Source organism: Amycolatopsis sp. NPDC102389, from assembly GCF_044765885.1.
In the GTDB taxonomy this organism is placed as follows: Bacteria; Actinomycetota; Actinomycetes; order Mycobacteriales; family Pseudonocardiaceae; genus Amycolatopsis.
Window position 1 is genome coordinate 46008 of record NZ_JBIWKX010000004.1, and the last position, 18980, is coordinate 64987.

The 18980-nt window shown below is 68.9% G+C and carries 18 protein-coding genes; 8 read left to right on the forward strand and 10 right to left on the reverse strand.

Going from position 1 to position 18980, the window contains the following annotated elements; genetic code table 11:
* Window positions 1-82: 82 nt before the first annotated feature.
* Window positions 83-1522: a phytoene desaturase family protein gene (locus ACIRGA_RS05775; RefSeq protein WP_400936952.1), complete on the forward strand. Its 1440-nt coding sequence runs from the start codon at window positions 83-85 to the stop codon at window positions 1520-1522.
* Here the strand turns inward: ACIRGA_RS05775 and ACIRGA_RS05780 are convergent.
* From ACIRGA_RS05780 to ACIRGA_RS05790, 3 genes are all read right to left on the reverse strand, one after another.
* The gene (locus tag ACIRGA_RS05780; protein WP_400936955.1) at window positions 1510-2067 is read right to left on the reverse strand and encodes a TetR/AcrR family transcriptional regulator; all 558 of its coding nucleotides are present in this window, start codon (window positions 2065-2067) and stop codon (window positions 1510-1512) included. The genes ACIRGA_RS05775 and ACIRGA_RS05780 overlap by 13 nt on opposite strands.
* Window positions 2046-2846, reverse strand: coding sequence for an SGNH/GDSL hydrolase family protein (locus tag ACIRGA_RS05785; RefSeq protein ID WP_400936957.1), 801 nt, complete (start codon window positions 2844-2846; stop codon window positions 2046-2048). Before ACIRGA_RS05785 ends, ACIRGA_RS05780 begins: the two co-directional genes overlap by 22 nt.
* Window positions 2847-2914: 68 nt before the next feature.
* Window positions 2915-4396 (reverse strand): GAF domain-containing protein, encoded by a 1482-nt coding sequence (locus ACIRGA_RS05790; RefSeq protein ID WP_400936960.1) that lies wholly within the window; start codon window positions 4394-4396, stop codon window positions 2915-2917.
* A 105-nt stretch (window positions 4397-4501) separates the two neighbouring features.
* On the opposite strand from ACIRGA_RS05790, the gene ACIRGA_RS05795 reads away from it, so the two are divergent.
* Window positions 4502-6025, forward strand: a complete 1524-nt coding sequence (locus tag ACIRGA_RS05795; protein WP_037340578.1) for an aldehyde dehydrogenase family protein — start codon at window positions 4502-4504, stop codon at window positions 6023-6025.
* Window positions 6025-6408 (forward strand): DUF779 domain-containing protein, encoded by a 384-nt coding sequence (locus ACIRGA_RS05800; protein WP_400936962.1) that lies wholly within the window; start codon window positions 6025-6027, stop codon window positions 6406-6408. Before ACIRGA_RS05795 ends, ACIRGA_RS05800 begins: the two co-directional genes overlap by 1 nt.
* Here the strand turns inward: ACIRGA_RS05800 and ACIRGA_RS05805 are convergent.
* Window positions 6362-6934 (reverse strand): TIGR03086 family metal-binding protein, encoded by a 573-nt coding sequence (locus ACIRGA_RS05805; protein WP_400936965.1) that lies wholly within the window; start codon window positions 6932-6934, stop codon window positions 6362-6364. The two genes, ACIRGA_RS05800 and ACIRGA_RS05805, sit on opposite strands and share 47 nt — an antisense overlap.
* A 40-nt stretch (window positions 6935-6974) precedes the next feature.
* Here ACIRGA_RS05805 and ACIRGA_RS05810 point away from each other — a divergent pair, with 40 nt between their 5' ends.
* A complete protein-coding gene (locus ACIRGA_RS05810; protein WP_400936968.1) occupies window positions 6975-7670 on the forward strand; it encodes an MOSC domain-containing protein in 696 nt (231 codons plus the stop codon).
* Window positions 7660-8271, forward strand: coding sequence for a TetR/AcrR family transcriptional regulator (locus tag ACIRGA_RS05815; protein ID WP_400936970.1), 612 nt, complete (start codon window positions 7660-7662; stop codon window positions 8269-8271). Before ACIRGA_RS05810 ends, ACIRGA_RS05815 begins: the two co-directional genes overlap by 11 nt.
* Window positions 8272-8320: 49 nt before the next feature.
* Here the strand turns inward: ACIRGA_RS05815 and ACIRGA_RS05820 are convergent, their stop codons facing one another.
* Entirely contained in the window at window positions 8321-9901 is a 1581-nt protein-coding gene (locus ACIRGA_RS05820; RefSeq protein ID WP_400936973.1) for a beta-N-acetylhexosaminidase, read from the reverse strand.
* 109 nt (window positions 9902-10010) lie between these two features.
* Window positions 10011-11882 (reverse strand): propionyl-CoA synthetase, encoded by a 1872-nt coding sequence (locus ACIRGA_RS05825; RefSeq protein WP_400936976.1) that lies wholly within the window; start codon window positions 11880-11882, stop codon window positions 10011-10013.
* A gap of 185 nt (window positions 11883-12067) precedes the next feature.
* Here ACIRGA_RS05825 and ACIRGA_RS05830 point away from each other — a divergent pair, with 185 nt between their 5' ends.
* Complete coding sequence (locus ACIRGA_RS05830; protein ID WP_400936979.1) at window positions 12068-13837, forward strand: serine/threonine-protein kinase; 1770 nt, start codon at window positions 12068-12070, stop codon at window positions 13835-13837.
* Window positions 13838-13919: 82 nt separating this feature from the next.
* Here the strand turns inward: ACIRGA_RS05830 and ACIRGA_RS05835 are convergent, their stop codons facing one another.
* From ACIRGA_RS05835 to ACIRGA_RS05845, 3 genes are all read right to left on the reverse strand, one after another.
* A complete protein-coding gene (locus ACIRGA_RS05835) occupies window positions 13920-14480 on the reverse strand; it encodes a hypothetical protein (protein WP_400936982.1) in 561 nt (186 codons plus the stop codon).
* 76 nt (window positions 14481-14556) lie between these two features.
* Window positions 14557-14742 carry a hypothetical protein gene (locus ACIRGA_RS05840; RefSeq protein ID WP_400936985.1) on the reverse strand — a complete coding sequence of 62 codons (186 nt, stop codon included), beginning with the start codon at window positions 14740-14742 and terminating at the stop codon, window positions 14557-14559.
* 151 nt (window positions 14743-14893) lie between these two features.
* The gene (locus tag ACIRGA_RS05845; RefSeq protein ID WP_400936988.1) at window positions 14894-16465 is read right to left on the reverse strand and encodes a dolichyl-phosphate-mannose--protein mannosyltransferase; all 1572 of its coding nucleotides are present in this window, start codon (window positions 16463-16465) and stop codon (window positions 14894-14896) included.
* 68 nt (window positions 16466-16533) lie between these two features.
* Here ACIRGA_RS05845 and rsmI point away from each other — a divergent pair, with 68 nt between their 5' ends.
* Window positions 16534-17370: a 16S rRNA (cytidine(1402)-2'-O)-methyltransferase gene (gene rsmI, locus ACIRGA_RS05850; protein WP_400936990.1), complete on the forward strand. Its 837-nt coding sequence runs from the start codon at window positions 16534-16536 to the stop codon at window positions 17368-17370.
* Here rsmI and ACIRGA_RS05855 read toward each other — a convergent pair.
* Entirely contained in the window at window positions 17367-17897 is a 531-nt protein-coding gene (locus ACIRGA_RS05855) for a QsdR family transcriptional regulator (RefSeq protein WP_400936992.1), read from the reverse strand. The two genes, rsmI and ACIRGA_RS05855, sit on opposite strands and share 4 nt — an antisense overlap.
* A gap of 123 nt (window positions 17898-18020) precedes the next feature.
* Here ACIRGA_RS05855 and ACIRGA_RS05860 point away from each other — a divergent pair, with 123 nt between their 5' ends.
* Entirely contained in the window at window positions 18021-18980 is a 960-nt protein-coding gene (locus tag ACIRGA_RS05860; protein ID WP_400936995.1) for a zinc-binding alcohol dehydrogenase family protein, read from the forward strand.

The following is an 18980-nucleotide window of genomic DNA, read 5'->3' on the forward strand; positions in this document are numbered from 1 at the left end:
TGATTGGGTTGGAGCGGATCAATCTAGGAGAGAGGTCCGACAATATTCGGACGAGCTGTTCGGAACCCGGCGAGGGGGCGGTATGTCGGTCGACGTGTCGGTGGTCGGTTCCGGCCCGAACGGGCTCGCGGCGGCGGTCCTGCTGGTCAGGGCCGGGCTGACGGTCGAAGTGCACGAGGCGGCGGACGAGATCGGCGGCGGGACGCGCACGGCGTCGCTGTTCGATCCCGAAGTCCGGCACGATATCTGCGCCACCGGGCATCCGCTGGCCGCGGCGTCTCCGTTCTTCCGCTGGTTCGACCTCGCCGCGCACGGCGTCGACCTTCTGCGGCCGGAAATCGCGTACGCGCATCCCCTGGAAGGTGACCGGGCCGGGCTCGCGTACGAAGATCTCGACCGGACCTGTGACGCACTCGGCGCGGACGGGCCCCGGTGGCGCCGTCTGCTGGGCCCGCTGGCCGAACGCAGCCGCGAACTGGCCGATCTCCTGCTCGGAGACCTTCGCCACCCGCCCCGCGACCTTCGCGCCGCGGCCCTCCTCCCCGCCAGGATCGCGCTGCTCGCGTCCGGTTCGGAGCGCCGCTTGTTCACCGGTCCGGAGGCACCCGCGTTGCTGTCCGGGGTTTCCGCGCATGTGATGAGCCGTCAGCCCTCCCTCGCCGCGGCCGGCGCGACACTGCTGCTCGGCCACCTCGCGCATTCCACGGGCTGGCCGATCGCTCGCGGCGGAAGCCAGGCCATCACCGAGGCTCTCGCCGCCGATCTCCGCGCCCGCGGGGGACGGATCCACACCGGCAGCCGGATCACCGATCTGCGGCAGTTGGCGAAGTCGCGGACGGTGATCCTCGACCTCGCCCCGCGCGGTTTCCTCGAAATCGCCGGCGATCTGCTGCCGCCGCGATACCGGAAGGCGCTGGAGGCCTACCGCTATGGGCCCGGCGTGGCGAAGGTCGACTTCCTGGTGTCCGAACCGGTTCCGTGGGCGGTGCCGGAGGTCGGCAAGGCGGGCACCGTCCATCTCGGAGGCGCGCGAGACGAGGTGTACGCCGCCGAAAACGCCATCGTGCGCGGGGAAGATCCGGACGACCGGTTCGTCCTCGTTTCGGATCCGATGACGATCGACCCGTCCCGCGGAGTGCCGGGCAAACGGCCGGTGTGGGCGTATTGCCATGTGCCGCAAGGGGATCCTCGGGACGCCACCGAGCTCGTCCGGTGGCGGATCGAACGGTTCGCACCCGGATTCTCCGACACGATCCTGGCGAGCCGTTGTATCACCGCGCCGGAACTGGAGGCCTACAACGCGAACTACCCCGGCGGTGACGTCGCGGCGGGCGCGGTGAATCTGCGGCAGGTGCTCGGTCGGCCGGTTCCGCGCTGGAATCCACATCGGACTCCGCTGGGCGGTGTCTTCCTGTGTTCGGCCGCGACCGCGCCGGGCCCGGGTGTGCACGGGATGGGCGGTTGGTATGCGGCGAAATCCGTACTGGGTAAGGACTTCAACGGCGTGATTCAGCCGAGATAGGCGTCCAGCGTGACGGCCAGCGCCCGCTCCGGTGACGGCGCGAAGCTCGCACCCGCAAGTCCGCCCCACAGCCACAGCTGGGCGAGACCGTGCAGCGACGCCCACAGCGAAGACGCGAGCAGCCGCGGGTCGGTCGCGGGATGCCAGCCGCCTTCCTGCACGTCGGCGACCAAGGCGGCGAAGAAGTCGAACACCGCGCTGCTCACCCGCGTGAGTTCGGGATCGTCCGGATCGATGAGATCGCGGCGGAACATCAGCTCGAACATCGCCGGATTGGCCAGCGCGAAGTCGAGATAACCGTGGCAGGCCGCGATCAGCCGTTCGCGTGGTGTCCCGGCCGGCAGATCGGCGCTGCGCTCGAGCAAGTCGGTGTAACCGCGGGTGGCGACCGCCGAAAGCAGGGCCGCGCGGCCGGTGAAATGCCGCAGCGGCGCGCCGTGCGAGACCCCCGCGGCCTTGGCGATCCCGCGCAGCGTCACGGCGCCGACGCCTTCTTCGGCCAGCAGGTTCGCGGCGGTCTCGATCAGGCGGGTTCGGGCGCCCACGACCGGGTCTCCTCGAGAACGGGCAGGAGGTCGGGGCGTTTCGGCAGGAAGCCGTCGCCCGGCTGACGGCCGATGAGCCGGTTGCGGAACCGGCTGACCGCGACCGGGAAGACCTCCCTGGTCAACCAGCGCAGGTCCGCGCGCAGGCCGGGACGTCCGGCCGATCCGGGCAGCGGGGCGAGCCAGGCCGGGTCGTGGGTGACGTCGAGCTTGCCGAGCACGTGCCCGGCCAGCCGCCGGTGGCCCTGCTCGGACAGGTGGAGCCGATCCGGACCGAAGTAGCGCGAATCGTGCGCGGCGTCGTCCGGCCAGAGGTCGACCAGCGTCGCGCCGTAGCTGACGGACGCCTCGCGGACGGCGTCGTTCAGCGCGACGATGCGCGGGCGCATGCGGTGGCCCATGGGCATGCGGTGGGAGATGTCGCTGAGGGTGAAGGTGACGACCCGCGGCGCGATCTCGGTGCAGGCGCGGATGGCCGTGTCGACGCGGCGGGCGACCGTGCGCGCGTCCCAGCCGCGGCTCATCACGTCGTTGCCGCCGCCGAACAACGCGATCAGATCCGGCCGGAGCCTGCTCGCGGCCGGCGTCTGCTCGGCGTGGATCTGGTCGAGTCTGCGGCCGCGGACCGCGAGATTGGCGTAGCGGAAACCGGGCTCTTCCTCGGCGAGGCGTGCCGCGACGAAGTCGGCCCAGCCGCGGTAGAAACCGCCCGAGGGATGCGGATCGGCCAGCCCTTCGGCGCAGCTGTCGCCGAGCGCGACGAAACGTTGGTAGCCCATCCAGATCTCCGTAACCGCGAGTTCACCTTGTAGACACTGTCTATCAAACTGATGTAGACGCTGTCTACTCAGCGGTTCAGACGGCTCCGATGGGTGAAGGCGACAGCACGCCGCGGATCGCCGTCCGGGAGCACCCGGCACAGCGCGTCGACGATCTCCAGGTCGTCGGCCCCGCACGGGGTCTCCCAGTACGCCCACAGCGCCGCCGCGTTCCCGCTGCCGAGCACGACCCGGCGGACCGACGCGGTGACGGCTTCGCGTTCCTCGCGCACGGCGGGCGACTCCGATTCGGGCAGCAGCGGACCGCGGAACGCGTCCGCCGCGGCCGTGACGTCGCCTCGTTTGAGTGCCTCGCGGACCCGCAGGAAGTCGGCGTCCACCTCGGCGGAAAGCCGGTACGGCCGCGTCTGCACGATGTCCGATCCGAGCTGCGTCCGCAGCCGGTGGATCTCCGCGCGCACGGTCACCGGATTGCCGCTCTCGCCGTAGAGCAGCAGTGCCAGCCGCTCCGCCGAGAGACCGCCCGGGTTCAGGGCGAGCAGCGTGAGGATCTCCGCGTGCCGCAAGGTGAACGGCACCTCGCGACCGTCCACTGTGGTCGATGGTGGCCCGTCGGTGAGGAACTCCAGCGCCAGCCGCGGACGCCGCGACGCACCCCGGTTCCGCAGGCGCAGCAGGTAACCCTCGCTCAACGGCTCCACCGTGCCGAGGCGCCCGTCGGGCAGGGTGACCGCGCCGCCGCCCGGCCGGATGTCCACGGTGGAGGGAAGGTCGCCGCAGGATTCGGACGCCAGCACGCGGCCCTTCGCCGAGAGCAAGGCTCCCGGCGCGCCGCGCAACGCTTCCAGGTGAGTCATGTTCGCGACCCGCAGCCGTTCGTCGCGCATCGCGAGCCGGGCCCGCAGCTGGCCTTCGGCGAGCTGGGCGGCCGCCGTGACCAGCGCGAGCATCGCGGGATGGACCGTCCGCAGCGGACCGCTGACGTCGATCGACCCGAGCAGCGCGCCGGTCTCCGGATCGCGCACGGGCGCCGCCGCGCAGGTCCAGCCGTGGTAGGTCCGCACCAGGTGCTCGGCCGAGTAGATCTGCACCGGCTCCCCGGTGGCGAGGGTGGTGCCCATCGCGTTCGTCCCGATGACGTCTTCGCTCCAGCGAGTGCCTTCGGCGAGCATCACGCCGTCCGCGCGCCGCAGCACGCCCGCGGCGCCCTCTCGCCACAGGATGTGCCCGGCCGCGTCGGTCACGATCATCATGTGCTCGGCGTCGTCGGCGATGCTCACCAGCGTCTGCCGCAGGATCGGCAGCACCGGGGCCAGCGGATGCTCGTCGCGCAGGCCGTGCACTTCACCGGAGTCGTAGACCAGCGGCGCGACGCCGCTGTCCGGATCGACGTGCGCGGCGAGCGAGCGATTCCACGAAGCGGACACGATCGACCTGGGGGAACGCGGCGCGGGAACGCCGGAGAGGACGGCGTCGTGGACGTCCTTCAGCAGCCGCGCGTACGCCTGAGGGTCACGCGGCGACGCTTCACGTCCGGGCAGCTCCGCCACGTTTCCGAGAATAGGTGACCACGCTCACTTCGTTGCAACGTGCGTGCAACCTCACCCGCCCTAACTTCGCCGTCGACCGCCACCCCTAGCGATGAGGCAGGAAAGATGGCCAAGTACGCGGCACCGAACACCGAAGGCAGCGTCGTCAGCTACGAGTCGCGCTACGACCACTACATCGGGGGCGAGTACGTACCGCCCGCGAGCGGTCAGTACTTCGAGAACCCGACCCCGGTGACCGGACAGGTGTTCACCGAGGTCGCGCGCGGCACCGCCGCCGACATCGATCGCGCGCTCGACGCGGCCGAAGGCGCGGCCGCGGCCTGGGGCCGGACTTCGGTGGACGAGCGCGCGAACGTGCTGCTCAGGATCGCCGACCGGATGGAACAGAACCTCGAAGCGATCGCCGTCGCCGAATCGTGGGAGAACGGCAAACCGGTCCGCGAGACCCTGGCCGCCGACATCCCGCTGGCCATCGACCACTTCCGCTACTTCGCCGGCGCCCTGCGCGCCCAGGAGGGCGGCATCTCCCAGATCGACGACAACACCGTCGCGTACCACTTCCACGAGCCGCTCGGCGTCGTCGGCCAGATCATCCCGTGGAACTTCCCGCTGCTGATGGCGGTCTGGAAGCTCGCGCCCGCGCTCGCCGCCGGCAACGCGATCGTGCTGAAGCCCGCCGAGCAGACCCCCGCGTCGATCCACCTGCTGATGTCGCTCATCGGCGATCTGATCCCGCCGGGTGTGCTGAACATCGTCAACGGCTTCGGTGTCGAGGCGGGCAAGCCGCTCGCGTCGAGCAACCGGGTGCGGAAAGTCGCGTTCACCGGCGAGACCACCACCGGACGGCTGATCCTGCAGTACGCCAGCGAGAACATCATCCCGGTCACCGTCGAACTCGGCGGCAAGAGCCCGAACATCTTCTTCGACGACGTCGCCGCGGCCAACGACGCGTTCTACGACAAGGCGCAGGAAGGCTTCGCGCTCTTCGCGCTGAACCAGGGCGAGGTCTGCACCTGCCCGTCGCGGGCGCTGATCCAGTCCGGTATCTACGACCGGTTCCTCGGCGACGCCGTCGAACGGGTCAAGAAGATCAAGCAGGGTCACCCGCTCGACACCGAGACGCAGATCGGCGCGCAAGCCTCCAACGACCAGCTGGAGAAGATCCTTTCCTACATCGACATCGGCCAGAAGGAAGGCGCGAAGATCCTCACCGGCGGTGAGCGCAGCGACCTCGGCGGCGAACTGTCCGGCGGCTACTACGTGCAGCCGACGGTCTTCGAGGGCGACAACAAGATGCGGATCTTCCAGGAGGAGATCTTCGGCCCGGTCGTCTCGGTGGCCAGGTTCGACGACTACGCCGACGCGCTGAAGATCGCCAACGACACGCTGTACGGCCTCGGCGCCGGTGTCTGGTCGCGCGACGGCAACACCGCCTACCGCGCCGGCCGCGACATCCAGGCGGGCCGGGTGTGGGTCAACAACTACCACGCTTACCCGGCACACGCGGCCTTCGGCGGTTACAAGGCGTCCGGGATCGGGCGCGAGAACCACAAGATGATGCTGGATCACTACCAGCAGACCAAGAACATGCTGGTGTCCTATTCGGACAGTGCGCTCGGGTTCTTCTGATGGCCGAGCGGGTCGGCTTGACACCGGCCGCCGCGGATCTGCTGCGGCGGTTGGTGTCACTCCACGGGCCGGTGATGTTCCACCAGTCCGGCGGATGCTGCGACGGGAGCGCCCCGATGTGTTACCCGGCGGGCGAATTCCGCACCGGGGCGTCCGACGTCCACCTTGGTGACCTGAGCGTCGAGGGCATCGACGACGTTCCGGTGTGGATGTCGGGCCCCCAATTCGAGTACTGGAAGCACACGCATCTGACCATCGACGTCGTTCCTGGCCGGGGAAGCGGATTCTCCTTGGAGGCGCCCGAAGGGGTCCGTTTCCTGGTCCGGTCCCGGTTGTTCAGCGACGAGGAGTCGGCTGAGCTGAACGGCCCAGCAACGCGATGAGCCGGTCACCGGGCCCGGCGTCCGGGGGTGTCTCGACAGCGTGGTCGAAGGCGCCGCCGGGCCCGCGCACCGGCATCACGTCGGGGTAGCGGCTCGCGATCTTCAACGCGGCCTCCGCGAGCTCGTCGTCCCAGCGGTGTTCGCGGCCCAGGGCGGTGTCGAGGTCCCAGTCGTGGGTGAGCGTGTCGACGAACAGCACGGCCAGCGCGTTCTTCCCGGGGAGCGGGCCGAAGCTCCCGAAGTCGAAGGTCTTGTCGAGCGCTTCGGCGTCGAAGGCCGCGAGGAACTCGGCGGAGCTCTCTTCGTAGGACTTGGCGAGGTCTTCGTCGGCCGACGGCCGGGTCTTCGTCGGGTGGCCGGTCGCCTGCGCGGTGCGGGAATCGTGCCCCTCGATCAGGTGTTTCACGATGTCGCGGACGGTCCACTCGGCGCAGGGGGTCGAGCGGTCCCAGTCGTCCGCGCCGATTCCGGCGATCGTGGCTCCGGCGGCTCGATGTGCCCGGGTCGTGAGTGCGATGAGATCCATGGCGGCAATGTATACGAACGATCGTGCTATCTTCTAGGGTGTGAGCACTCTCGAAGTGAACGAGGTCTTCGTCGGGCGGCCGTCCGTGCTGGGGCGGAAGCGGGACGTCCCGGTGTACAGCGCCATCGCGAAATCGCGGGTGGAGGCGCCGTTCCTGAAACTGGACGAGATCAATCTGGCCGGCGACGACCAGGCGGATCGCACCGTCCACGGCGGCGTCGACAAGGCGGTCTACGTGTACCCGGCCACGCACTACGCGGCCTGGTCGGAGCAGGGTTTTCCGGTGTCGGCCGGTGATTTCGGGGAGAACGCCTCGGTGACGGGCGCCGACGAGTACGACGTGCGGGTCGGTGACGTCTGGGCCTGGGGAGAGGCGCTGGTCCAGGTCTCGCAGCCGCGGACGCCGTGTTTCAAGCTCGCGATGAAGACGGGACGCAAGGACATCATCCCGGCGATGATCGATTCGGGTCGCAGCGGCTGGTACCTGCGGGTGCTCCGGACTGGAGAGGTCCCCACGTCGGGTCGCATGACGCTCGAAGAACGCGATCCGGTGAACCCGACGATCGCCGAGGTGTACGTCGCGTCGTTCACCAACGTCGCCCAGCTGGACGACGACCGCCGAGACGCCTACTGGTCGCTGCTGGACCGGGTGCTCGCGGCGCCGTCGCTTTCCCGGCAGTACCGTGACGGCCTGGCATCGGCGAAGAGGCGGCGAGAGGAACGGAATGCCGGTTGACGGCCGGGTGGCCCGCGGTGACGCGACGAGGCGGATCGTGCTTCGGCGCGCTGTCGACATCGCGTCCGTCGAAGGGCTCGACGGGTTGTCCCTCGGTAGGCTCGCCACCGAACTGGAATTGAGCAAATCCGGGGTGTTCGCCCTGTTCGGTTCCAAGGAGGAATTGCAGCTCGCGGCGGTCGAGACGGCGAGCGCGATCTTCGCGGAGAACGTCGTCGAGCCGACGCTGAAGGTCGAGCAGGGGATCGAGCGGCTGCGCACGCTGTGCGCGAACTGGCTCGACTACTCGGAACGCCGCGTGTTCCCGGGCGGCTGTTTCTTCTTCAACACCGGCGCCGAATTCGACGCGCGGACCGGCCGCGTGCACGACGCGGTCGCGAACGCGAGCCGGGCCTTCGCCCAGTTCATCCGGTCGACCGCCGTCGAAGCGCGGAAGGCCGGGCACTTGCGTGAGTCGGTCGACGTGAACCGGCTGGCTTTCGAGCTGCACGCGCTGGGGCGGGCCGCGAACGCCGATTCGGTGATGTTCGGCGGTACTGAGCCGTACGCGGTCGCCCGGGCCGCGATCACCGCCCGTCTCGACGCCGCGGCCGTGCGATGAACGGGCCGTTCCTTGCGAAATTCGCAAGGAACGGCCCGTTCATCGCCCGCTACTTCCAGTCGACCTGCGTGGACCGATAGAAGTCGATGCCCTGCTGAACCCATCGCGGGCTCTGTTTCGCGAGCCGGAGCCGGTAGGCGTCCCAGGTCCGGGATCCCTTCGGCGACCAGCCGATCTCGGCGTATCCGGGAAGCCTCGGGAACGCCATGAACTCGATGTGGTCACTGGTGATCAGCGTTTCCGACCACAGCGGAGCCTCGACGCCGATGACGTTCTTCTCCGTCACACCCCGCAGATAAGTGGCCGGATCCCAGTCGTAGCCGTCCTTGACCTCGATCAACGCGGCCCAGTCCTGGCCGAGCGGGGTCCCGGGGTGGTACTTCATGTCCAGGTACGCCTTGTTCGCGGGCGACATCAGGATCTTGTTGCCGCGGGCCGCTGCGGCGGCCACGTCCGCGTCCGTCCCGGTCGTGCCCCAGAACTGCGGGACGGCCGAAACCGGCGGATTCGTCTTGGCGATGTCGTGCCAGCCCGTGATCGTCTTGCCGTACTTCGCGACGATCGGGTTCACCTTCGTGGCGAAGGTCTGGTAATCCGCCGGAGTGGTCGAGTGCGCCTCGTCGCCACCGATGTTGATGTACTTCCCGGGGGTGATCGCCGACAGTTCGCGGATGACGTCGTCGACGAACTTGTAGGTGATGTCCTTGCCGATGCACAGCGAGCTGTAGCCGACCTCGATATCCGTGCGCGGCGGTATCGGCTTGCCGTCGCAGTTCAGTTCTGCGTACGAATACTGGGCCGCGTTGGTGTGTCCCGGCATGTCGATCTCGGGAACGATCGTGATGTGCCGCGAAGCCGCGTAGCGCACCAGGTCCTTGTACTGCTCCTGCGTGTAGTAGCCGCCGGGAGCGCCGCCGACGGCCGTCTGCCCGCCCACGGTCGCGAGCTTCGGCCAGCTCTTGATCTCGATCCGCCAGCCCTGGTCGTCGCTCAGATGCAGGTGGAGGTTGTTGATCTTGTACTGCGCGATCTGGTCGATGTACAGCTTGACCTGCGCGGGGGTGAAGAAGTGCCGGGCGACGTCGAGCATCGCGCTGCGGTAGCCGAAGCGCGGGTAGTCGAGCACCGTGCCGCCCGAGACCACCCACGAACGCTTCTGGACGGTCTTCGACTCGATCTCCGACGGGAGCAGCTGGCGCAGAGTCTGCACGCCGAGGAACAGGCCCTCGTCGGTGTTCGCCTTCAAGGTCACGCCGGAAGGCGACACCTTGAGCTGGTAGCCCTCGGTGCCGACGCGGCCGCTCGCCTGCCCGGTTTCGAGTGAGATGGCGGGGCCGCCGCCGCGGTGACCGGTGACGACGGGCAACCGGTAGCCGGTGGCGGGCCGGAGCAGCCCGGCCAGGTACTCGGCGACCTGCTTGCCTTCGCGGTCGGTGCGGATGACGGTCGCGGGGCCGAGACGGAAGTTCGCGCGAGGGTCGGGTTTCGCGTCGACCGGCGCGGGGACGACGTCGGTGACGGTCCGTTCGGCCTTCGCGTGCTGTCCCGCGCTCGCCGTGGCGGGCAGACCGAGCGTCACGAGGCTCAGGACGGCCACGCCGAGCACGGCTCTGGACAGGCGTTTACTCATGGAGCACCTCCGGTCGGATAACTGGAGACTCTCTTCCCTGAGAAGGTATAGACCAATAGGGCAAAGGCGACAACACCCGATCGGACCAGCACGCCGTACCGATCACCGGTCACTCGCCGCGCAGAACCGCTTTCAAGGCATCGAGAACGCTCGCGTCCTCGATCGTCGAGGGCACCTGCTCGTCGCGGCCGTCGGCGATGCCGCGCATGGTCTTGCGCAGGATCTTCCCGGAGCGCGTCTTCGGCAGCGCGTCCACAATGGACACGTCGCGGAACGCGGCGACCGGGCCGATGTCGCGCCGCACCAGCGCGACCAATTCGGCCTTGAGCGTCTCGGCGTCGACGTCGGCGCCTGACTTCAGCACCACGAAACCGCGCGGAAGCTGCCCCTTCAGCTGGTCCCGGACGCCGATCACCGCACATTCGGCGACGGCGGGATGCGACGCCAGCACGGCCTCCATCGAACCGGTCGAAAGCCGGTGGCCCGCGACGTTGATGACGTCGTCGGTTCGGCCCATGACGAACAGGTAGCCGTCTTCGTCGACGTATCCGGAGTCGCCCGTCAGGTAGTGGCCTTCATACCGCGAGAGATACGCCTCGTGATACCGCTCGTCGTCCTGCCACAACGTCGGCAACGATCCCGGCGGGAGCGGCAGCTTGATGGCGATGGCGCCCTCCCGGCCGGCGGGGAGCGGGTCGCCCGCCTGGTCCAGGACCCGCACGTCCCAGCCCGGTACCGGTTTCGTCGCCGAGCCGGGTTTGACCGGCATGGGTTCCAGTCCGCGCGGATTCGCCGCGATCGGCCAGCCGGTCTCGGTCTGCCACCAGTGATCGATCACCGGCACCCCGAGCTTGTCGTGCGCCCAGTGATAGGTCTCCGGATCGAGCCGTTCACCGGCCATGAACAACGTCTTGAATCCGCTGAGCTGGTATTTTCCGATTTCGACGCCGTCCGGATCGACCTTCTTGATCGCCCGCAACGCGGTCGGCGCGGTGAACAACGCCTTCACCCCGTGGTCGGCGATGACCCGCCAGAACGCGCCCGCGTCCGGGGTCCCGACCGGTTTGCCCTCGTACATGACCGTCGTCGCCCCGATCAGGAGCGGCGCGTACACGATGTAGGAATGGCCGACGACCCAGCCGACGTCGGACGCCGTCCACCAGACGTCACCAGGCTGGATGTCGTAGATCGCGCCCATCGACCAGGCCAGCGCGACCGCGTGCCCGCCGGTGTCGCGCACGACGCCCTTCGGCTTCCCCGTGGTGCCGGAGGTGTACAGGATGTACAGCGGGTCGGTGGCCGCGACCGGCACCGGATCGGCGGGGGATGCCTTCGCGACGAGCTCGGTCCAGTCGGCGTCGCGCTCGCCCAGTTCGGCGCGAGCGCGCTCCCGCTGCAGCACCACGACCTTGTCCGGCTGGTGGGCGGTTCCCGCGAGCGCCTCGTCGATGATCGGCTTGTACTCGACGATCCGCGTCGGCTCGATCCCGCACGAAGCGGCGACGATGACCTTGGGTTTCGCGTCCTCGATGCGCGCCGCGAGCTCCTTGGGCGCGAAGCCGCCGAAAACGACCGAATGCACCGCGCCGAGCCGGGCGCAGGCGAGCATCGCGACCGCGGCCTCGGGAACCATCGGCATGTAGACGATGACGCGGTCGCCCTTCCCGACACCGAGGGAGGCGAGCGCGCCGGCGAAGCGCGCGACGTCGTCCAGAAGCTGTGCGTAGGTGAACCGGCGGACCGAATCGGTGACGGGCGAATCCCAGATCAGTGCGGTCTGCTCGCCGCGGCCGTCCCGCACGTGCCGGTCGAGCGCGTTGAACGCCGTGTTCAGTTCGCCGTCCGGGAACCACCGGTAGAAGGGCGCCTTCGACGCGTCGAGGGCCTGCGTCGGCGGGCGGGTCCAGTCGATCGCCTGTGCGGCCTCGAGCCAGAAACCCTCCGGGTCTTCGAGGCTCCGCTGGTACGACTCGGCGTGCATCGAATGCTCCTTCGCGTTCGGGTATCCGGACCCATCATGGACTTCCGGGCGGGCCGATGCCTGGTGGTAACGGCGGAGAGACGCCCCCGACAACCCGGCAACCCTGCGAGGGCATGGAGCGTCCTAAGCTGAACTAGGGGGAAAACCGCCGGAAACGGCCTCGACGAGCGAGGGGAGCAGGGTCCATGGGACTAGCGAGCGCGCTGCTTTCGTTCGCGCACAGCCTGTTCGGGCCAGGGATCTGGCCTGGGGACTGGGTGTGGGCGACGAGCACCGCGGGAGCGCTGGTCGCGCTGCTGCCCGCACTGGGAGCGATGATCGTCGCGATCATCCGCAAAGGCACCGGCAACCGCTACGACGTGGTGACCCTGTCCGTCTTCGGCGGGATCGGCGTCGTCGCCGTCTTCCTGCTGCCGTGGCTGCTGGCCACCGGCGTGTCGCAGACGTATCAGGAGGCCGCGTCCAAATCGGGCGGCCAATCCGGCTTCTCGAGCAGTGATCTGTCGACCTTCAACACCGACTACAGCCCGCTGATCGGCAGGCAGAGCGAATATCTCGGCCGCGGCCAGAACGTGTACGAGGTCCTGTTCTACCCGAACGGGATGCAGCTCGGTTACGTCTTCTACCTGATCCTGCTGGTCGGGCTGCCGGCGCTGTCGCTGCTGTTCGTGATGCTGCAGGCACGCACCGCGTTCCGCCGGGGACCGAAGTGGCCCTCGCGGTTCTTCTGGATCCCGTTCGTGCTGATGGTGCTGGCGAGCGTCGGCATGGGCGCGAACACCGCCGTGCACTTCTGGCTCGGGTTCCTGCCGTTCAGCGTGCTGGGGCTGATCCCGGTCGCGCTGGTCGGCCCGCCGCCGTGGTCGGTGATCAACCGGCCGGACCCGCAGCCCCGGCAGAAGATCGAGCCGTACCGTCCGGAGCCGCCCGCCCCGAAGCCGCAGCCGCAGCTGCCGCCCCCACCCGCCAAGCAGTACCCGGCGACCGCGCTGGCGCAGGCGCCCGAACCTCCCGGGCTGGCCGCGGTCCCGGGCCCGATCCCGCCGCCTCCGGGTTCCCGCAACTCCGGCGGCAGCCGCTACAAGCGCGTCCGGCGGCTCGGCCACGGAGGCTTCGGCACCGTCTGGGAAGCGGTCGACACGCAGCTCAACCGCACGGTCGCGCTGAAGATCGCGCACGCGCCGGACCGGGACACCGAAGAGCGCATGCAGCGCGAGGCCCGTGCGCTGGCCGTGGTGAACCACCCCAACTGCGTCAAGGTGTACGACCTCGTCGAGGAACCCGACGGGCTCGCGCTGGTCATGGAGTACCTAGAAGGGCGCTCGCTGGCCGAGATCGTCGACTCGCAGGGCCCGCTCGACGACATCGCCGCCGGACGGCTCTGGTCGACCATGGCGGGTGCGCTCGCGGCGGCGCACGAGAAGGGTGTGCTGCACCGGGACCTCAAGCCGTCGAACATCATCCTCGACCGCAACGGGCTCGCCCACCTGATCGACTTCGGCATCGCCCGCAGCCAAGGCGACTCCAAGATGACCGCGACCGGGATGATGATCGGCACGCCGGACTTCGTCGCTCCCGAGCAGGCGATGGGCTCGCCGGCCAGCCCGGCGTCGGACGCCTGGCAGCTCGCCGCGACGGTCAGCTACGCGCTGTCCGGCCAGCCGCCGCGCGGCACCCGGGAGACCCCGATGGCCGCGCTGATGGCCGCCGCCCGCGCCGAACCGGTGTCGAAGCTGCCGAACCGCAGCGCCCACGCCCGGATCCTCATCGCGTCGCTCGACCAGGAGCCGCGCCGTCGCCCGACGCTCACCGCCGTGCGGCGCGACGTCGAAGGCTGGCTCGCCCGCGCCGGCAAGTCGCCGGACGGCCCGGTGACGCAGATCGTGACGCGTCGCCCTCCGCAGCCTCAGCCGCAGCCCCACCAGCAGCCGCAGCCGCAACGCCACCCGCGCTGACCTGCGAAAAGAGAGCAAGGGACCTTTGCTACCACTTATCTCGACATCGAGACAAGTGGTAGCAAAGGTCCCTTGCTCTCCCTCAGGCGACGACGACCCAGGTCCCGCCCTGCCAAGCCATGGTGAATGCCTTGGGGTCGGAGGCCATCATGGCGATCTGCGGCGCGATCGCGCCCGGCGGGACGACGACCTTGTCCGGCCCCTTGCTCTGCAGCTTCGCCCGGTCGACGCGGGTTTGCTTCAGCTTCTTCACGTCGTCGGCCGACAGCATCCCGAACTGGATCGGGGTGAGTTGGCGGCATTCCTTCATCCCGCCGTCGAACGCCGGCCCGGTGATCCGGCAGACGGTTTCGAGGTCCTTCTCGCCCAGCGCGTGGTGGTACTCCTCCATCACGCTCGCGGCCCCTTCCGGGGTGTGCGCCACCGCGCCGCCGGTGGCGGGCTTGCTGGCCTCGGAGACCGTCGCCGCGGTCGCCGAAGGCTTCGAAGCACTGGCTTGTGTCGTGCTCGTGGCCGGTGCTTCGGAGGTGCTCGGAACGGCTGAACTCTGCGGCGACGCCGCGCCCGGCGTCTGCTCCTCACAGCCGCCGATCAAGAACAAGGCCGCGGCCGCGCAGGCCGCTCCGAGCGGTCGGATCGTCATGATGCCCCCTGTAGAGCTGCTGTTGACCAGGGAAGAGTAACAACTCAAGGGCAAGTGTCACACTTGAATCGGGAAATCAGGAGTCGCCGGTGATCAGGCCCAGCATCGATACCGACAAAATGAGCTGAGCGGCCTTCTTCTTGCCGACGAAGTCGACCTGAACGACCTGGCCGTCGCTCAGCTGGACGCTCAGGGCACAGAGCCTGGCCTCCAACGTGCCGGACCGCCCGTTCCGCACCTCGGCGCCAGGCTTCGGCGGCACGGTTCCGAGGTCACCCGTGCACGTCGTGTACATCCCGACGGCCTTCGCGTACGGGACCTCGTGAGAAATTCGAACTGACAGTCGCTCAGCACGCCCTTGGCGTTCGTGAGCCCGAGCGGCTGCAGATCCGGTTTGAGTCAACCGGTCGGGTTCACCGCCAGGACGGAAGCCACAGCTCGGCGTTCCAGTGCTCGTTGGTGATCGCGTTGCCGTTCAAAATCGGCCACAACCAGGCGAAGTTGGCCACGACGAGCCCCACGTAGAGGGCGACGACGAGCAGCCCGGTGCCCCGGCGTTCGAATCCGCGTTTCGCGCTCCCGAGGATCTGCCCGAGGATCAGCGTCAACCCGAGCACCAGGAACGGCGCCAGCGGGGTCGCGTAGAAGTAGTACATCTGGCGGTCGAGGTTGGTGAACCACGGCAGGAACCCGGCGAGGTAGCCGACGAGCACGGCGGCGTAGCGCCAGTCCGCTCGGAAGACCGACCGCCAGACACTCCAGCCGAGCATCGGCAGCGCCAGCCACCACATCGCCGGCGTCCCGATCAGCATTGTCGCCCGCACGCAGGTCGACTCGCCACAACCGGTCGCGTCGGTGCCGCCCGCGTACGCGTAGAGCATCGGCCGCAGCCCCATCGGCCAGGTCCACGGCTTCGACTCCCACGGATGCGGTTTGTCCTTGGGGGTCACCAGGTTCGCGTGGAAGTCGAGCACGTTCATCGAATAGTCGCCGAGCGACCGCAGCGCGGGCGGCATCCAGGCCCAGAAACCGGGATCGATGTCCTTGATCGCCACGTAGTTGCGGTCGGTCGCGGTCTCGCTCGCGAACCAGGCCCAGTAGCAGGCGAAGTACACCAGGATCGGGATGACGACGATCGCCCACAGCGCGGGCAGCACGTCGCGGCGCAGCGTGCCGGTCCAAGGTCGCTGCACCCCGGCGGCCCGGCGTGCGGCGACGTCGAAGAAAACGGTGAGCAGGCCGAACGCGGCGATGTAGTAGAGCGCCGACCATTTGACGCCGAAGGTCAGCCCGATCATCAGGCCGCCGGCGAACCGCCACCACCGGAAACCCAGCTTCGGTCCGAAGCGGGATTCGTCGATCCAGCCTTCGCGGACGGCCACGGCGAGCCGTCGCCGCACCTGGTCGCGATCGCACAGCAGACAGGCGAACGCGGCGAGGACGAACAACGCGATGAAGATGTCGAGCATGCCCATGCGTGACTGCAGGTGCAGGACGCCGTCGCTGATCACCAGGATCCCGGCGACCGCGCCGAGCAGCGTCGACCGCGTGAGCCGCCGGGCGACCCGGATGGTGAGGAAGACGATCAGCGTGCCCGCCAGCGCCGGCATGATCCGCCAGCCCCAGGCGTTGTAGCCGAACAACCATTCGCCGATCGCGATGAGATGCTTCGCCAGCGGCGGGTGGACGATCAGTTCGTAGCCGTAGTTGTCCTCGTAACCGCCGTTGCGCAACATCTGCCACGCCTGCGGGACGTAGTGCTTCTCGTCGAAGACGGGGGTGCCCTTGTCCGTGGGCGTTCCCAGGTTCTGGATCCGGACGATGCCGCCGATGAGTGTCAGCACCAGCGTGACGATCCAGCCGCGCAGGCGGTCCGTCGGCATGCCGCGGCCGAGGAGGGTGGCCTCCCGGTCATTCGGTGGCCTGAGCGCGTCGACCGGATCCGGCCGCACGCTCTCGTCGTCACGGGTCAGCAGTGCGGTCACGGGGCATGATCCTACGGGCGGAAGAGTGAACTCGGTGTCCGGATCTGCGAACCGGTTAACCTTCGGGAATGACCGAAGGACGCCTCGTGCTGGCAGCCACCCCGCTCGGAGACGTCCGTGACGCTTCGCCGCGCCTGTCCGAAGCCCTCGCGACGGCGGACGTGATCGCCGCCGAAGACACCCGGCGCCTGCGCTCCCTCACCGCGGCCCTCGATGTCTCGCCGGTCGGACGCGTCGTCAGCTTCTACGAGGACGTCGAGACCGCCCGTCTGCCGAAACTGCTCGAATCGCTTCAATCGGGGGAGACGGTGGTCCTGGTGACCGACGCGGGGATGCCGAGTGTCTCGGATCCCGGATTTCGCCTGGTGGCGGCCTGCGTCGAGGCGGAGGTGCCGGTGACCTGCCTGCCCGGCCCGTCCGCGGTGACCACAGCGCTCGCACTGTCCGGCCTGCCCTGCGACCGGTTCTGTTTCGAAGGTTTCGCTCCGCGCAAGCCCGGTGAACGTGCGAAATGGCTCGGCTCGTTGAAGGACGAGCCCCGTACGGCCGTGTTCTTCGAATCCCCGCATCGCCTCGCGAGCACGCTCGCCGACGCCGCCGAGGTCCTGGGCCCCGAGCGCCGGGCCGCCGTCTGCCGCGAACTGACCAAAACCTACGAAGAGGTCAAACGCGGCAATCTGCCGGATCTGGCCGCTTGGGCCGCCGAGGGGGTCAAGGGCGAGATCACCGTCGTTCTCGCGGGTGCGCCGCCGCGTTCGGTGAGCGTCGAGGACCTGGTCTCGGAGGTCACTTCGCGGGTCTCGGCAGGCGAACGCCTCAAGTCCGCCGCCGCCGAAGTCGCCGAGGCGACCGGGGTGTCGAAGAAGGAGCTCTACGACGCCGTTCTCGCGTCCCGCAAGCGCTAGGACAACAAGGCCGTCACGGCCGCGTGCGCCTTTCCGGCATCGGGTTCGGCGCCGGTGATGACGTCGGTGTAGATGAAGGACTCGCCGATCCGCACCAGCAGATAAGCCAGGTCTTCGACCGGCAGCGGCGGAGTGAGCCGCCCGGCCTCGACCTCTTCGTCCAGAAATTCGCGCATCTTCGCGATCGCGCGGCTCTGCACCACGCTGGCCTTCGTCGTCAGGATCCGCAACGCCCGCTCGGGCTCGTTGCGCAGGAACTCCCGGAACGGTTTCGAGCCGTTCACGGTCCGGACGAAGGTGCCGACGAGCTCCGCGATCCCTCCGGCGCCGCGGCCGAGCTTGCCGGAAGAGCGCGCCTCGAAGACCTCCACGGTCATCGACCAAAGGATCTCGCCGAGCAGCTGATCCCGGCCGCCGACCCATCGGTGCAGGGTCGCCCGGCTGATCCCCAGCTCGCCCGCGAGTTCGCCCATGTCCACCCGGCGCCCCTCCAGGAAGCGGGCGCGCGCGATCGTGAACGCGCGCAAGGCGTCCGGGCGCGGCGAAGTCAGCTGGCGTTCGAGTTCGGTTTCGATAAGTGAAACATATCACGCCATGTCTCATGGATGAGACATATGCAAGAATGTCTCGTCTCGACGAGGAGGATGCGGATGCGCGCAGTACAGGTGACCGAGTTCGGCGGACCCGAGGTGCTCAACCTCGTCGACCTTCCCGATCCCGTCCCCGGCCCAGGTCAGCGGCTGGTCGAGGTCGATCGGATCGGTATCAACTACGCCGACACGCACCAAGCCGAAAACTCGTATCTCGCACCGAGCAAGCTTCCGCTTGTCCCCGGCGGCGAGGTCGTGGGCCGTACCGCCGACGGCGAGCGGGTCGTCGCCCTGCTCAACGGCGGTGGCGGCTATGCCGAGCGCGCGGTTGCCGACGACGTCACCAGCTTCGCCGTTCCCGACGGCGTAGACGATCTGACCGCGCTCTCCTTCATCGTCCAGGGCACCACCGCCTCGCTCCTGCTGCGCAAGAGCGCGCACCTCGAACCCGGCGAAACCGTCGTCGTGCACGCGGCCGCGGGCGGGGTCGGCTCCATCGCCGTGCAGCTCGCGAAGGCATGGGGAGCGAGCCGGGTCATCGCGACCGCCAGCAGTGACGAGAAGCGCGCCCTCGCCCTCGAACTCGGCGCCGACGTCGCCATCGATTCGCGCGCCGAGAACATGACCGACGCGCTTCGCGAGGCGAACGGCGGCAAGCGCGTCGACATCGTGCTCGACATGACCGGCGGCCCGGTCACGGACCAGAGCATCGCGGCCCTCGCGCCGTTCGGCCGTCTCGCGTTCTACGGCATGGCCAGCCGCGAGAACCCGAAGCCGATCGAAGCCCGCAACCTCCTTAGGCACAGCACCGCCGTGGCCGGGATGTGGTTGCCGCACGCCTTCAAGCTCCCCGGCAACGTATTCGGGCGCGCGCTCGACGAGCTTTTCGAGCTGGCTCTCGCCGGCCGGGTCCGGGCCATCGCCGGAGGCGAGTACGCGCTGTCCGACGCGCGCGCCGCCCACGAGGCCCTGCGTTCGCGCGGCACGATGGGCAAGCTCCTGCTGGACCCCGCCAAGTAG

Coding starts and splice junctions, on each gene's coding strand:
- ACIRGA_RS05775 (WP_400936952.1), top strand. CDS start 83: ATGTCGGTCGACGTGTCGGTGGTCGGTTCCGGCCCGAACGGGCTCGCG.
- ACIRGA_RS05785 (WP_400936957.1), bottom strand. CDS start 2,846: ATGGGCTACCAACGTTTCGTCGCGCTCGGCGACAGCTGCGCCGAAGGG.
- ACIRGA_RS05795 (WP_037340578.1), top strand. CDS start 4,502: ATGGCCAAGTACGCGGCACCGAACACCGAAGGCAGCGTCGTCAGCTAC.
- ACIRGA_RS05800 (WP_400936962.1), top strand. CDS start 6,025: ATGGCCGAGCGGGTCGGCTTGACACCGGCCGCCGCGGATCTGCTGCGG.
- ACIRGA_RS05805 (WP_400936965.1), bottom strand. CDS start 6,934: ATGGATCTCATCGCACTCACGACCCGGGCACATCGAGCCGCCGGAGCC.
- ACIRGA_RS05815 (WP_400936970.1), top strand. CDS start 7,660: ATGCCGGTTGACGGCCGGGTGGCCCGCGGTGACGCGACGAGGCGGATC.
- ACIRGA_RS05820 (WP_400936973.1), bottom strand. CDS start 9,901: ATGAGTAAACGCCTGTCCAGAGCCGTGCTCGGCGTGGCCGTCCTGAGC.
- ACIRGA_RS05825 (WP_400936976.1), bottom strand. CDS start 11,882: ATGCACGCCGAGTCGTACCAGCGGAGCCTCGAAGACCCGGAGGGTTTC.
- ACIRGA_RS05830 (WP_400936979.1), top strand. CDS start 12,068: ATGGGACTAGCGAGCGCGCTGCTTTCGTTCGCGCACAGCCTGTTCGGG.
- ACIRGA_RS05835 (WP_400936982.1), bottom strand. CDS start 14,480: ATGACGATCCGACCGCTCGGAGCGGCCTGCGCGGCCGCGGCCTTGTTC.
- rsmI (WP_400936990.1), top strand. CDS start 16,534: ATGACCGAAGGACGCCTCGTGCTGGCAGCCACCCCGCTCGGAGACGTC.
- ACIRGA_RS05860 (WP_400936995.1), top strand. CDS start 18,021: ATGCGCGCAGTACAGGTGACCGAGTTCGGCGGACCCGAGGTGCTCAAC.